The following is a 13485-nucleotide window of genomic DNA, read 5'->3' on the forward strand; positions in this document are numbered from 1 at the left end:
GGCAAAATGAGGGGGATGTGAAGCACGGGCGACCACTTGGATGCAACATCTGAGAACGCCGCCGTCAACAACGGCTCATCGACGAAGAGCGGCAAATCCGGTAGCATTCGTCTTCCTCCCCCATCCCCTTGGCCGACAATATGGCAAATTTGCCCCCGCGACGTCGGCGACCGGAGCACAACTAATGGTTAAGATACTACTGGGTCTGGTCGCTGCGGTCGTGATCGCGGTGGGCGGCTTCTTCGGCTTCGAGTTCTACACCCAGCACCGGATCACGCGCGAGGTCGAGGCTGCCTTCGAGCAGATTCGCGCCGGCGGTGGCAAGGCAAGCCACGGCAAAGTGTCGTTCGACCTGAAGAGCCGCACCCTAAAGATAGACGAAATCGCGACTGAATCGGCATCGCAGCCGCCGGTGAGCGTAAAGATTGCCAGGGTGGTCGCCTCGGGCGTCGGCCAGCCGGACACGGGCCGCTTCTGGGCCGACAGCATCGAAGCGACGGACATCGAGGTCGGCACTAGCATGGCTGGTCCGGCGGACGCGAAACTCGCCTACAAGATGCCGCGCCTGATGATGAAGGACTATTCGGGCCTCGCGAGCCTGAAGGACCCACCCGCTTCGGCATCCACCGTCGGCATATATCGATCCGGATTGGAGCAATTCTCTGCCATGTCGGCGGCATCCGTCTCGGCCCCGAGCATCGCAGTAACGATCAACTTCGGCGCCGCAACGTCGGGAGAGTTCGTCCATTCGGGTTTGGCCCTGCGGGATATCAAGGGCGGTAAGATCGCTGCCATGCAGATCGAGCGGGCCAGTTTTACGATCAATACGCAGCACGCCGGCAAGCCCGACAAAATGACCGGCGAAATCGCCAATCTCGCCTCGAGCGATTTCGATGCAGGAGCCATTGCAGCCATCCTGGATCCGCAAAAGGCCAACGATGACCGCTATATCCGCGTCTACAGCAAGATGACGGCCGGTCCCTACACCGTCACTTCTGCGCAAGGGCTTCGCATGCGCATCGACGCGATGACGGTCGACGATGTCGCCGTACGCCCGTCGCGGCTGCAACTTCCGGCGATGCTTGCGACGATACAGGTGGCCGGAACCGCTCAGCCTTCGCCCGCGCAAGCGCGCGACCTGATCGAACAAGCGGCCGCGCTCTACGAGGGCGTGCGTGTTGGGACGGCCGAGATGCACGGCCTTTCGGCCGAAACACCGCAAGGCCCATTCAAGCTCTCGGCGATCAGGTTCAACCTGGAAGGCGGCAAGGTCGGCGAGTTTGCATTCGAAGGATTTGATACAAGGACGCCGAAAGGACCGATCAAGCTCGGACGCTTCGCGCTGAAATCGCTGGATGTGGCCAACTTCATGCGTCTCTCTGCGCAGCTTGCGAACCCGTCGCAACCGCCCTCGCCGGAACTGATCGCAGCGCTGTTTCCGCTGATCCAGGGCGTTGAGATCAAGGGTGTGATGGCGCCCTTCAAGAACACCGGCAAGTTCGTCAACCTCGATGGCTTCGACCTGAACTGGGGACAATTCGTCGGCCCGATTCCGAGCAAGGCGCGCCTGACCGCGAAAATGACCACGCCGGTCGATGCCACCGATCCTGCCATGAAACCGCTCATTGCGGCCGGACTAGATACGCTGTCGGCCGACGGCGATATCGGCGCGGAGTGGACGGAGGCGGCCCGCAGCTTCGTCGTGGAGGTCCCAAAGTTCGAAATCGGCGGGCTTCTGAAAGCATCCGCGCGGATCGCGCTCGCCAACGTGCCGCGGCAGGTATTTTCGGCCAACGCGGCCCAGGCGATCGGAGCGGCGGCGCAGATCGAGGCCGGCACCATCGAGCTCACGCTGCGCGATCTCGGCAGCGTCGATGTCGGGGTCGTTCAATACGCCCGCGCGCAGAACGTCAGCCGCGAGGCAGCGCGGCAAGTGATCGTCGAAAGCATCAGGGCCAGCAGCCAGGACGCGGCGACGGCCAACCCTGATGCCGCGGATGCCGTGCAGGCGCTCGCACGCTTTGTTGAGACCCCGGGGCAAACGCTGGTCATCAAGCTCACGCCGCTCGGCAAGGTGTCGGCGATACAGCTAGTCCAGTTGTTGAAGACCGACCCGATGATTGCGCTGGCGCAATTTCGGATCGAGGCTTCGACGGGACTGTGAGCTAGCCTGAGTCTTATGTCTTGTCCGGCAGGTTGAGCCGGATGTGAAGCTCGCGAAGTTGTTTTGTGGTGACCTCCGATGGCGCACCCATCAGGAGGTCCACGGCCTGCTGGTTCATCGGGAACAGCGAGATCTCGCGCAAATTGGTGGTACCGCAGAGCAGCATCACGATGCGGTCGACGCCGGCCGCCATGCCGCCATGCGGCGGGGCGCCGTACTGGAACGCGCGATACATGCCGCCGAAACGCTCGACGACATCCTTCTCGCCATAGCCCGCGATCTCGAACGCCTTCACCATCGCTTCCGGCTTGTGGTTGCGGATGCCGCCGGAGGCGATCTCGTAGCCGTTGCAGGTGATGTCGTACTGAAACGCCTTGATGGTCAGCGGATCCTGCCCGTTGAGCGCGTCGAGGCCGCCCTGCGGCATCGAGAACGGGTTGTGCGAGAAGTCGACCTTCTTGTCTTCCTCGTTGTACTCGTACATCGGAAAGTCCACGATCCAGGCGAGCTCGAACCGGTCCCTGTCGATCAGGTTCAATTCCTCGGCCACCTTGGTGCGGGCGAGACCTGAAAACTTCCAGAATTTTTCCGGGTCGCCGGCGACGAAGAACGCAGCGTCGCCTTCCTTCAAGCCGAGCTGCGCGCGGATCGCCGCCGTCCGCTCCGCGCCGATGTTGTTGGCCAGCGGACCCGCGCCCTCGCCGCCCTCGCGCCACATGATGTAGCCGAGGCCGGGCTGGCCTTCACCCTGCGCCCACGAGTTCATGCGGTCGCAGAACGCGCGTGAGCCACCGCCCACGCCGGGGATCGCCCAGACCTGTTTCTTCGGGTCTTCCAGCATCCGCGCGAACACCTTGAAGCCGGAGCCGCGGAAGTGCTCGGAGACGTCCTGCATCTGGATAGGGTTGCGCAGGTCAGGCTTGTCGGTGCCGTATTTGCGCAGCGCCTCCGCAAACGGGATCCGCGGCCAGTTTTTCGTAACCGGCTTGCCCTTGGCAAAGTCCTCGAACACGCCAGTGATCACCGGCTCCATCGCCGCAAATACATCGTCTTGCGTGACAAAGCTCATCTCGACATCAAGCTGATAAAATTCACCCGGCAGGCGGTCGGCGCGCGGGTCCTCATCGCGAAAGCATGGCGCGATCTGGAAGTACCGGTCGAAGCCCGACATCATCAGCAGTTGCTTATACTGCTGCGGCGCCTGCGGCAGCGCGTAGAATTTTCCGGGATGAATGCGTGACGGCACCAAAAAATCCCGTGCCCCTTCCGGCGAGGACGCCGTCAGGATCGGGGTCTGGAACTCGAAGAAACCCTGCTCCTTCATCCGCTTGCGCATGGAATCGACGATGGCGCCGCGGGTCATGATGTTCTGGTGCAGCTTCTCGCGACGGAGGTCGAGGAAGCGGTACTTGAGCCTGATGTCTTCAGGATATTCCTGCTCGCCGAACACCGGCAGCGGGAGTTCGCCGGCCGGGCCGAGCACCTCGATCTCGCTGACGTAAACCTCCACCGAACCGGTCGGCAGTTCCGGATTGTCGGTACCATCAGGGCGGCGGCGCACCTTGCCGTCGATCCGCACCACCCATTCCGAGCGGAACTTTTCCACTTCCTTGAACGCCGGCGAGTCCGGGTCCGCCACGCATTGGGTGATGCCGTAATGGTCGCGCAGGTCGATGAACAGCACGCCGCCGTGGTCGCGGATACGGTGGCACCAGCCGGAAAGACGGGCCGTTTGCCCGATGTCGCCCTCGCGGAGCGCGCCGCATGTATGTGACCGGTAGCGATGCATGGAAGTCCCAAAAAAGATGTCGGAGGTTGAGAATCGGGGGCCAAAGCCGGTCCGAAGTTGCGGAGGGTTTACCCGACGCGGCCGGGGGCGGCAACCAATGGCGGGGCTGTTTTCGGCGCAAAAACGGCCATTTCGGCAAGTCCGCATCTGGACCGTTTGCCTATTCCGGGGCTGCGCCTATCTTTAGATCATGACCATCCATTTCCCGTTCCAGAACACCTATTCGGCGCTGCCGGCGAATTTTTTCGCCCGCGTCGCCCCCACCCCGGTCGCCGCCCCCCGGCTGATCAAGCTGAACCGGGACTTGGCAGTCCATCTCGGCCTCGATCCTGACGTACTGGAGAGCCCGGAAGGGGCGGAAATCCTCGCGGGAAAGCGCCTGCCTGAGGGCGCCGATCCGATCGCGATGGCCTATGCCGGGCACCAGTTCGGCCAGTTTGTGCCGCAGCTCGGCGACGGCCGGGCGATCCTGCTCGGCGAAGTCATCGACAAGGACGGCGTCCGCCGTGACATCCAGCTCAAGGGAAGCGGGCCTACGCCCTTCTCGCGCCGGGGCGACGGCCGCGCCGCGCTCGGCCCGGTCTTGCGGGAATACATCGTCAGTGAGGCGATGTTTGCGCTCGGCATCCCCACCACCCGCTCGCTGGCCGCCGTGACTTCAGGCGAGAATGTGATGCGCGAGACCATGCTGCCCGGGGCCGTGCTCACGCGCATCGCAGCAAGCCACGTCCGCGTCGGCACCTTCCAGTTCTTCGCAGCGCGCGGCGATACCGTTGGCGTGCGAAAGCTCGCCGACCACGTCATTGCCAGGCACTATCCCGATGTTGCCAAGGCCGAGCGTCCCTATCACGCGTTGCTCGAAGGCGTCGTCGCCCGCCAGGCCGATCTCGTCGCGCGCTGGCTTTTGGTCGGCTTCATCCACGGCGTCATGAATACCGACAACACCTCGATCTCGGGCGAGACCATCGACTACGGCCCCTGTGCCTTCATGGACGAATACAACCCCGCGCAGGTGTTCTCCTCGATCGACGAGATGGGCCGCTACGCCTACGCCAACCAGCCACGCATCGCGCTGTGGAATTTGACGCGGCTCGCCGAATGCCTGCTGCCGCTGTTTTCCGACGAGCAGGACAAGGCGATCGAACAGGCGCAACTCATGCTCGGCGAATTCGCCGAGAAGTTCACCGCCGCCTATCAGGCCGGACTGCGCAAGAAGATCGGCCTGTTCACCATGCGCGACGGCGACGAAGCCTTGATCCAGGATCTGCTCGATGCCATGGCGAAGAACACCGCCGACTTCACCCTCACCTTCCGCCGGCTGATCGATGCCGCGGGTGATCCCGCCGAGAACAAGGTGCGTGATCAGTTCACCGATCCCGCCGCCTTCGATGAATGGGCCGCGCGCTGGCGCCAACGCCTCGCCGACGAACCGCAATCGGCCGCCGAGCGACAGGCCGCAATGCGCGCGGTGAATCCGGCCTTCATCCCACGCAACCACCGCGTCGAAGCCGTCATCGCCGCCGCCGTCAACAACGACTACGCGCCGTTCGAGGAATTGCTGACGGTGCTGTCGAAGCCGTATGACGATCAGCCCGAGTTCGCGGCTTACGCCGATCCGCCGCTGCCGGATCAGCGCGTGCTGCGGACGTTCTGCGGGACGTAGATATCTCGCGCAGACAGATTGTAGGATCGGTGGAGCGTACGAAACCCATCAACAGCTCGCACGAGGCTGATGGTTTCGCTTCGCTCTACCCATCTGCACGCTGCCGTTAACCCAATTCCTTAAGCAGCCATCCACCATCCGCCGACGCGATTCATCCGCAGGTTCCACAATTAAGAAACAGTCAACGCGCTCCCCACAATTCTAACGGTTTACTGAGGGGAGATTGCCGTGGACGCCTTTGCATTCGAATTCATGGGATTGGCGATGATTGCGCTGTGCCTCGTCGTGCTCGCGATTCCGTCGGGCCGCCGGCGGTCGCGGTACGTGCGGTACGAGTGACGCCTCCCACTTGTCGAACCTATCATCGAGACGGCACAATTCGCCGCCCGCCATATTGCTTTGCTTCTGCGAAGGTCAAGTACGCCTTTCGATAACGCGCCGAGCTGGATCATCATTTCCGAATACAACGTCGACGAATGGCCTAACGCCGGCCTGTCGCCGCTACCCGGACGGCCGGGCGTGTTCAGCTATGGCTTGATTCCGCCGGGCTTGTTCGCGCAGATCAAGGCCAAGTTTCTCGAACTGGCACGACAGAATAAGGGCCGCGCCGTGCGGCGCTGATCCGGATTCGAAAAGACCGGCAGATCGCAGACGGTCGAGGACCCGCCCGGCCTCCAAGCCGACGCAAAAAAGCCGTGCTCAGGCTCAAATGCAGGGCTCAAATCCCCCCCGACACCCTTGACATATCAGCGTTTTCGGCAGAACGCCTGTCGGACGCGTCATGGATTGTTCATGGATCTGATTACCACCACTTCCGACCTCGCCGCCGCCTGCTCCCGGCTCGCCCAGCACAAGGTCATCACGGTCGATACCGAGTTCCTGCGGGAGACGACCTACTATCCCCTGCTCTGCGTCGTGCAGATGGCGAGCGCGGACGAAGCGGTCGTGATCGACACGCTGGCGCCCGGCATCGACCTCAAGCCGTTCTTCGACCTGATGGGCAACGAGGCGGTGCTGAAAGTGTTTCACGCCGCCCGCCAGGACATCGAAATCGTCTGGCACCAATCCGGCACCATTCCGCATCCGATCTTCGATACGCAAGTCGCGGCGATGGTGCTGGGTTATGGCGACAGCATCGCCTATGACCAGCTCGTCGAACGCGTCACCGGCCACCGGCCCGACAAGACCCACCGCTTCACCGATTGGTCGCGCCGGCCGCTGACGCCGGAGCAGATGCATTACGCGATCTCCGACGTCACCCATTTGCGCGACGTCTTCGCCGCCCTCGATGCCGATTTGAAGAAGCGCGGCCGCAGCGACTGGGTCAGCGAAGAGATGGAAGTCCTGACCTCGCCAAGGACTTACGATTTCCATCCTGAGCGTGCCTGGGAGCGGCTGAAGACGCGGGTGCGCAAGCCGAAGGAGCTTGCGGTGCTGATGGAAGTCGCGGCTTGGCGCGAGCAGGAGGCGCAAAGCCGCGACGTGCCGCGCTCGCGCGTGCTCAAGGACGACGCGGTCGGCGACATCGCCACTCACGCCCCGACCTCACTGGAGCGCCTCGCCAGCCTGCGCTCGCTGCCGAAAGGTTTTGACCGCTCGAAATGGGGCAGCGACATCATCGCCGCCGTGCAGCGCGGCCTCGCCCGCGATCAGCATACGCTGCCGAAGATCGAGAAGCCGCGCGGCAATTCGAATGGCGCAGCGACCGTCGAACTTCTGAAAGTGCTGCTGCGGATGACCTCGGAGCGCCACGCCGTCGCCAGCAAGGTCATTGCTACCGTCGACGATCTCGACCAGATCGCCGCGGACGACCACGCCGACGTTGCCGCACTGCACGGCTGGCGCCGCGAATTGTTCGGCGAAGCGGCGCTGGCGCTGAAGCACGGCCGGCTGGCGCTCGCGATCGAAAAGGGCCGCGTCGTCAGGGTCGATCGGGTCTAAGGCCTGCATCCGGCCGTGTTCCCCGGATGCTGCGCAGCACGCCGTATTCGCGGCGTGGTGCGCTGCTGATCCGGGGTCCAGACGCTGCGGCCGTGTTGGGGTCCCGGCTCTGCGGAGCAGCGCTGCGCGCTGCACCGCGTCGGGGACAAGGGCCCAACTACCACTTCAACTCCAGCCCCACCGTGCCCTGGTGCGACTGCATTGCGGCCCGGAGTTTGGCGTCGTAGTTCACGTAGAGCCGCGCGGTATTGGTCAGGCTGAGTGACGCCGAGGCGCCGGCATCGGCGCCATATCGGCTCTCGCCGATACCCTGGAACGTAATACTCTGGACCCCTTGGCTGACGGTGATATCAGAGAAATTCTGCACGACATTGTCGACGAACTTGCCGTAGCCCGACAGGTCGAAAATCTTGCCGTCGAAGATCCAGTAATGGCCGATCTCCGCACCGGTCAAGAGCCGCGCGCGCTGCACGGTGGCACCCGTCACCGTGACGGGATCGAGGCCACCGATCTCCTGCAGCGATCCGGTTCGCGCGCGGACATATTCGAACGCGACCTTGGGCACGACGCGGCCCTGGTCCTTGGACCAGTAATAGCTGATCTCGCTCAACACGCCGTCGAGCCGCGCATTGTATCCGGCTGTCGCAATCCCGAGCCCCGTATCGCGGCGCGAATTGATGTTGCCGAAGCCGTGCACCACCGCACCGGCCCAGGTCCACGGCCCGCTATCAACGGAGGCCGTGAAACCAAGCTGAGTTAGGTCAATCGTCGCCGATTGCAGCGCCAGCGGAATGTCGATAGCCGAGCGGCTCTGGTCGACGGAAAAGCCGATATTGATGCCCGGCGCCACCCGCGCCCCGATCCCGGCCACGCCGCCCCAGGTCTTTCGGCTGTCGCCGACGAAATCGCCAACCGCGCCGTTCTTGGTCCAGTTCCCGTAACCTTCGAACCAAGTCCGATAGCGCGGTGCTTCCGTGCTCTCGGAGGCGCCGCCGCCACCCGGATTGGTTCGCTGCAGGCGGTTGAAGCCGTTGCTCGACTGGTTCCCCAGCCGTTCCAGAAAATTGCTGCCGAGGTTGGTCAGTGTCGCGCCCGATGAGACCGTCGAATTGATCACGGTCGGAGTCGGACTAGGCGTCGGCGAAGGCGTGGGTGTCGGGGTAGGCGTGGGCGTCGGCGATTGCGCCTGCGCGGCGGACGTCACGGCGACGAGAACGAATGCGATCGCGGCCACCCGCGCGAGCGCGTGACCGGTTCCGATTTTCCATGCTCGCGAAGGGCACCCTGAGCCGCGCATGCAATCCATTCCAAAGGGCGAAGCGCTAGCCCGAAAAATGCGCAAATGCCGATAAACGTAACGATTTGCCCCCAGTTCGCGCAAAGGGTCAATCGGCGCGCTGCCGAATACGCGCAATTGTGGTTCGGCTGCCACAGCCCGCGACACCAGGATGATTTGCGAGAGCCCGCCAGAACCTTGCGAACATCCAAATTTCGTGTTGCAATCCCAAGCGCAATCGGATTCAGGCCGTTCGACTGTGCGTTCGCGAGCAGGAAATCTAGCAGCTACCGGGAAGCCCGTTTGTGGCGTGGCACGTGGAAAACGTGGCCGCGTCTTTTTTATGTTTAGACCAAACTTGGAGACAGGCGATGGCGATGCACAAGGGCACCGTCAAATGGTTCAACCCCACCAAGGGGTATGGGTTCATCAAGCCGGCGGTCGGCGAGAAGGACGTGTTCGTCCACATCTCGGCCGTCGAGCGTGCGGGACTCAGCACTCTCAACGAGAACCAGCACATCGAGTACGACCTTGTCGAAAACCGCGGCAAGACGTCCGCGGAAAACCTCAAGGTCACCTAGACTTCGTCCACGTTGATAACCCCCGGCATCGCCGGGGGATTTGTTTGCGCCCTGCCCTCGAATTCAGGCCGCCGCCTCGCAGCCAGCGATCTCGCGGAGTTCCGGATAGAATCGCGCGGTCATCCGGCCGACATACCGCCGCAAATTGGCATGGCTTGCGGCCGCCCGCTGCAAATCCGACTCGAACAGCGGACAAATCGCACTGACCGCGAAGGCGAACATCGTGGCGTCGATGCCCGCGGGCTCCCTGCCCATGAAAAATGGCTTGTCGCCGAGATAGGCCGCCATCGCGTCGATCGAGCGGATCCCGATCGCGGTGATCTCGTCCTCCGAATGACGGCCGATTCCCTGGCCGTGCAGCGTCTTGCGCAGGCGGCGGCGGACCATCGAAACGACGACCGGCCGGACCGGCGCCGGCACCCCCTTGAAGAAATTGACCGGGCCTTTGCGGAAATTGTCCTCGATCATCCAGCGGAAATAGACGCTGGCCCAGTAGAGATTGTCCTCCGCCATCTTCTCGAACGCCCACGCGATGGCGAGTTGCTCGGCGCTGAGCCCCTGGTCGAAATCGATTCCGTATTTCTTCTCGAGGTGCCAACGGATCAGCGTGGAGTCGCCGAGCAATTGGCCGTCGTCCTCGATGTAAGGAATCTTGCCCTTAGGTGCCTTCGAAAAGCTCATCAGCGCTTTCTTGAACGGCAGTTTCGACATCCGCAGCAAGGTCTCGGCCTTGGTCACGAACGGGCTTGCATCGGGAAGACCGAAGTTGGGCCCGGAGCCATAGAGCGTGATCATGGAACCCCTCGATGGTTTGCGGAGCGCGGTCGTCGCGCCCTCTCGCGCACACCTGCGGATAATATCAGATCGTCCGCGGCGAAATCAGGGTGGCATCGCTGTCCGCCCCGCCCGCAATCTTGCAGATGTCGCCTTCGAGGCGAAGCTTTCCGCGCGCAAGCAACCGCAGCGCCTCGGGATAGATGAGATGCTCGATGCCGAGAATACGCTGCGACAGCGTCTCCGGCGTATCGTCATCGGCCACTGTCACCGCGCCCTGCATCACGATCGGGCCGGCGTCGGTTTCGGGAATCACGAAGTGCACGGTCGCGCCCGAGATCTTCACCCCGGCGGCGAGCGCCTGGCCGTGCGGATCGAGACCCGGAAAGGACGGCAGCAGCGAGGGATGGATGTTGAGCATTTTGCCGTACCAGCGCTGCACGAAATCGGCGGTGAACAGCCGCATGAAACCGCCGAGGCAGATCAACTCGACCTGCTTTTCCTCCAGCGCCCGCTGCAGGACAGCTTCAAAGCTCGCGCGATCCTTGCCGAACGGCTTGCTCCCGATGACCACTGTCGGGATGCCGCTTGCGGCTGCCTTCGCGAGCCCAGGCGCGTCGGCCCGGTTGGAAATGACGACGACGATCTCGGCTGGAAAATCCACGGCCTTAGCCGCGTCGATCAGCGCGGCCATGTTCGACCCGCGTCCGGAAATCAGGATGGCGACCCGGCGCTTCATTGCGCGAGATCGAGTTGACCGTTGTAGACCACGCGATGTTCGCCCGCTGCCGGGATCACTTCGCCGAGCAAGGCGACGGTCTCGCCGCTTTCGGTCAAAACGTCTGTCACCTGCTCGACCGCATCCGGCTTGACGATGGCGATCATGCCGATGCCGCAGTTGAAGGTGCGCAGCAATTCGAGTTCGGCGATGCCGCCCTGCTCCGCCAGCCACTTGAACACCGGCAGCACCGGCAGCCGCGCCAGGTCGATGCCGACGGCGAGGTGCTTTGGCAGCACGCGCGGGATGTTGTCGGTGAAGCCGCCACCGGTGATGTGGGCGAGCCCCTTGATCGCGCCGGTCTCGCGGATCGCGCGCAGGCAGGATTTCACATAGAGCCGGGTCGGCGCCAGCAGCGCGCCGCCCAGCGTCATCACCGGCGAGAACGGCGCCGGCGCGTCGAAGGCCACGCGGGATTGCGCGACGATCTTGCGGACCAGCGAAAAACCGTTGGAATGAATGCCGGACGAAGCCAATCCGATCACGGCGTCGCCTACGGCAATGTCCGCGCTCGGCAACAGCGTGCCGCGCTCGGCAGCTCCAACCGCAAAGCCTGCGAGGTCGTAATCGCCATCCTTGTAGAGCCCCGGCATTTCAGCGGTCTCGCCGCCGATCAGGGCGCAGCCGGATTCGCGGCAGCCCTCGGCAACGCCGGCCACGATGGCCGCCGTAGCCTCGGGATCGAGCTTGCCGCAGGCAAAATAATCGAGGAAGAACAACGGTTCCGCGCCCTGCACGACGAGGTCATTGACCGACATCGCGACCAGGTCGATGCCGATGCCGCCATGCAGGCCGGTCTCGATCGCAATCTTGACCTTGGTGCCGACGCCGTCGGTCGCCGCCACCAGCACCGGGTCCTTAAAACCCGCCGCCTTGAGGTCGAACAACCCGCCAAAACCGCCGATTTCGGCGTCGGCGCCGGCCCGGGCGGTGGCGCGCACCATCGGCTTGATGAGGTCGACTAGGCGGTTGCCCGCATCGATATCGACGCCCGAATCCGCGTAAGTAAGCCCGTTTTTGCGGTCGTTCATGCCCAAATCCAGTATGATGACGGCTGGTTACGAGGAATTCCGCGATCCTGCAATGGCTCGCAAGCGCTTGGCGCATATACTATGTAGATAAGAGCCGGCTGTACCCGCCAGGGGCCGGATCGAGGCCGGGAGCCGGGAAGCGACCGAGTTGAGCATTCCGAATATCATCACACTGGGGCGCATCATCCTGGTGCCAGTCATCGTCTGGGCGATCGTCTCCAGCCAGATGGAGATCGCCTTCGCGATTTTCGTCATTGCAGGGGTCAGCGACGCCGTCGACGGCTTTCTCGCCAAGCGCTTCAACATGTCGAGTGAACTGGGCGCTCTGCTCGACCCGCTTGCCGACAAGGCGCTTTTGGTTTCGATCTTCGTGGCGCTCGGCATCTGGGGTGCGGTGCCGCGCTGGCTCGTCATTCTCGTGGTGTCGCGCGACATCATGATCGTCGCGGCCGTCATCGTGTCATGGCTGTTCGACAAGCCGATCCCGATGAAGCCCCTGATGGTATCGAAGCTCAACACGGTGGCGCAGGTGGCGTTCGCGGCGCTGGTGCTGGCGTCGCTCGGTTTCAACTTCAAGCCGGCTCCCTATGACGTGATCCTGATGGGTTTTGTTACGATCTTTACTTTGGTTTCCGTCTCGCTCTACCTCGTCGAGTGGGTGCGGCACATGAGCACGATCGAAGCACGCTAGATTGTTTTGTTTTGACGCGTTTTCTTCACACGAACCGGTGGCCATTTTGCTTGAAAGCGCTATGAAGGCCGCAAGATCCCGGCCTGGAGATTTGCGTGGCAGTTCGCGTTCACCCTCGTCAGCTTGCCTTTGCGCTGCCGCATGCGGAGAGCTTGACGCGCGACAATTTCCTCGAAGGTCCGGCAAATGAAGCTGCACTCTCGCTGATCGAAAGCTGGCCGGACTGGCCGAACCGCATCATGCTGCTGGCGGGGCCGGAGGGCTCCGGCAAGAGCCATCTCGCCGCGATCTGGGCCGAACAGGCGGGCGCGCGCTCGATCTCGGCGCATGCGCTTAACGCCGCTGCCGTCCCCGGCGCACTCGCCACCGGCGCACTGGTGGTCGAGGATCTGAGGCCGGCCGACTTCGACGAACGCGCCTTGTTTCACCTCTTGAACCTGGCGCGCGAGGACGGGGCCTTCGTCCTGATCACGGGGCGCCTTGCACCGGCGGCGTTCGAGATCGAACTACGCGATCTCCGGTCGCGGCTGCGCGCCGCACCCGTCGTGTCGCTATTGCCGCCGGATGACCTGCTGTTTCGCGGCCTGATCGTCAAATTCTGCGCGGACCGCCAATTGAGCATCGACGAGACGGTCGTGAGCTACCTCGCCACCCGGATTGAGCGCTCCTATGCCGCCGCCCGCCAGGCGATCGAGCTCCTGGATACCGAGGCACTGCGGCTCGGCCGGCCGGTGACCCGGGCGCTGGCCGCCGAACTCTTACGCAATGCCTGAGGCAACGGCCGTGCTGCGTCCTGT

Annotated in this window: 12 protein-coding genes; 7 read left to right on the top strand and 5 right to left on the bottom strand. The window is 63.3% G+C overall.

The window, feature by feature from the left end; all coding sequences use genetic code 11:
* Positions 1-184 precede the first annotated feature (184 nt).
* Positions 185-2164, top strand: a complete 1980-nt coding sequence (locus HCN58_RS13745; RefSeq protein WP_171579900.1) for an aq_1923 C-terminal domain — start codon at positions 185-187, stop codon at positions 2162-2164.
* Between the two features lie 13 nt (positions 2165-2177).
* On the opposite strand, the gene aspS is transcribed toward HCN58_RS13745, so the two are convergent.
* Positions 2178-3953, bottom strand: a complete 1776-nt coding sequence (gene aspS / locus HCN58_RS13750) for an aspartate--tRNA ligase (RefSeq protein WP_171579901.1) — start codon at positions 3951-3953, stop codon at positions 2178-2180.
* 190 nt (positions 3954-4143) lie between these two features.
* On the opposite strand from aspS, the gene HCN58_RS13755 reads away from it, so the two are divergent.
* From HCN58_RS13755 to rnd, 3 genes are all read left to right on the top strand, one after another.
* A complete protein-coding gene (locus tag HCN58_RS13755; protein WP_171579902.1) occupies positions 4144-5616 on the top strand; it encodes a protein adenylyltransferase SelO in 1473 nt (490 codons plus the stop codon).
* A 399-nt stretch (positions 5617-6015) separates the two neighbouring features.
* On the top strand, positions 6016-6237 hold the full coding sequence (locus HCN58_RS13760) for a hypothetical protein (RefSeq protein ID WP_171579903.1): 222 nt from the start codon (positions 6016-6018) through the stop codon (positions 6235-6237).
* A gap of 171 nt (positions 6238-6408) precedes the next feature.
* Positions 6409-7557: a ribonuclease D gene (gene rnd, locus HCN58_RS13765; RefSeq protein WP_171579904.1), complete on the top strand. Its 1149-nt coding sequence runs from the start codon at positions 6409-6411 to the stop codon at positions 7555-7557.
* A gap of 157 nt (positions 7558-7714) precedes the next feature.
* On the opposite strand, the gene HCN58_RS13770 is transcribed toward rnd, so the two are convergent.
* Entirely contained in the window at positions 7715-8854 is a 1140-nt protein-coding gene (locus tag HCN58_RS13770; RefSeq protein ID WP_171579905.1) for an autotransporter outer membrane beta-barrel domain-containing protein, read from the bottom strand.
* A gap of 356 nt (positions 8855-9210) precedes the next feature.
* Between HCN58_RS13770 and HCN58_RS13775 the strand changes: the two genes are divergently transcribed.
* Positions 9211-9414, top strand: a complete 204-nt coding sequence (locus tag HCN58_RS13775; protein WP_171580371.1) for a cold-shock protein — start codon at positions 9211-9213, stop codon at positions 9412-9414.
* A gap of 63 nt (positions 9415-9477) precedes the next feature.
* On the opposite strand, the gene HCN58_RS13780 is transcribed toward HCN58_RS13775, so the two are convergent.
* From HCN58_RS13780 to purM, 3 genes are all read right to left on the bottom strand, one after another.
* Positions 9478-10209 (bottom strand): glutathione S-transferase family protein, encoded by a 732-nt coding sequence (locus tag HCN58_RS13780; protein ID WP_171579906.1) that lies wholly within the window; start codon positions 10207-10209, stop codon positions 9478-9480.
* A gap of 64 nt (positions 10210-10273) precedes the next feature.
* On the bottom strand, positions 10274-10927 hold the full coding sequence (gene purN, locus HCN58_RS13785; RefSeq protein WP_171579907.1) for a phosphoribosylglycinamide formyltransferase: 654 nt from the start codon (positions 10925-10927) through the stop codon (positions 10274-10276).
* Positions 10924-11997, bottom strand: coding sequence for a phosphoribosylformylglycinamidine cyclo-ligase (purM, locus tag HCN58_RS13790; protein WP_171579908.1), 1074 nt, complete (start codon positions 11995-11997; stop codon positions 10924-10926). Before purM ends, purN begins: the two co-directional genes overlap by 4 nt.
* Positions 11998-12145: 148 nt before the next feature.
* Here purM and HCN58_RS13795 point away from each other — a divergent pair, with 148 nt between their 5' ends.
* On the top strand, positions 12146-12688 hold the full coding sequence (locus HCN58_RS13795) for a CDP-alcohol phosphatidyltransferase family protein (RefSeq protein ID WP_171579909.1): 543 nt from the start codon (positions 12146-12148) through the stop codon (positions 12686-12688).
* A 95-nt stretch (positions 12689-12783) separates the two neighbouring features.
* Positions 12784-13461 (top strand): P-loop NTPase family protein, encoded by a 678-nt coding sequence (locus HCN58_RS13800; RefSeq protein ID WP_171579910.1) that lies wholly within the window; start codon positions 12784-12786, stop codon positions 13459-13461.
* Positions 13462-13485: the final 24 nt, after the last annotated feature.

The sequence above is a fragment of the Bradyrhizobium australiense genome, from assembly GCF_013114825.1.
Classification (GTDB): Bacteria; Pseudomonadota; Alphaproteobacteria; order Rhizobiales; family Xanthobacteraceae; genus Bradyrhizobium; species Bradyrhizobium australiense.

Coding starts and splice junctions, on each gene's coding strand:
- HCN58_RS13745 (WP_171579900.1), top strand. CDS start 185: ATGGTTAAGATACTACTGGGTCTGGTCGCTGCGGTCGTGATCGCGGTG.
- aspS (WP_171579901.1), bottom strand. CDS start 3,953: ATGCATCGCTACCGGTCACATACATGCGGCGCGCTCCGCGAGGGCGAC.
- HCN58_RS13755 (WP_171579902.1), top strand. CDS start 4,144: ATGACCATCCATTTCCCGTTCCAGAACACCTATTCGGCGCTGCCGGCG.
- rnd (WP_171579904.1), top strand. CDS start 6,409: ATGGATCTGATTACCACCACTTCCGACCTCGCCGCCGCCTGCTCCCGG.
- HCN58_RS13770 (WP_171579905.1), bottom strand. CDS start 8,854: ATGCGCGGCTCAGGGTGCCCTTCGCGAGCATGGAAAATCGGAACCGGT.
- HCN58_RS13775 (WP_171580371.1), top strand. CDS start 9,211: ATGCACAAGGGCACCGTCAAATGGTTCAACCCCACCAAGGGGTATGGG.
- HCN58_RS13780 (WP_171579906.1), bottom strand. CDS start 10,209: ATGATCACGCTCTATGGCTCCGGGCCCAACTTCGGTCTTCCCGATGCA.
- purN (WP_171579907.1), bottom strand. CDS start 10,927: ATGAAGCGCCGGGTCGCCATCCTGATTTCCGGACGCGGGTCGAACATG.
- purM (WP_171579908.1), bottom strand. CDS start 11,997: ATGAACGACCGCAAAAACGGGCTTACTTACGCGGATTCGGGCGTCGAT.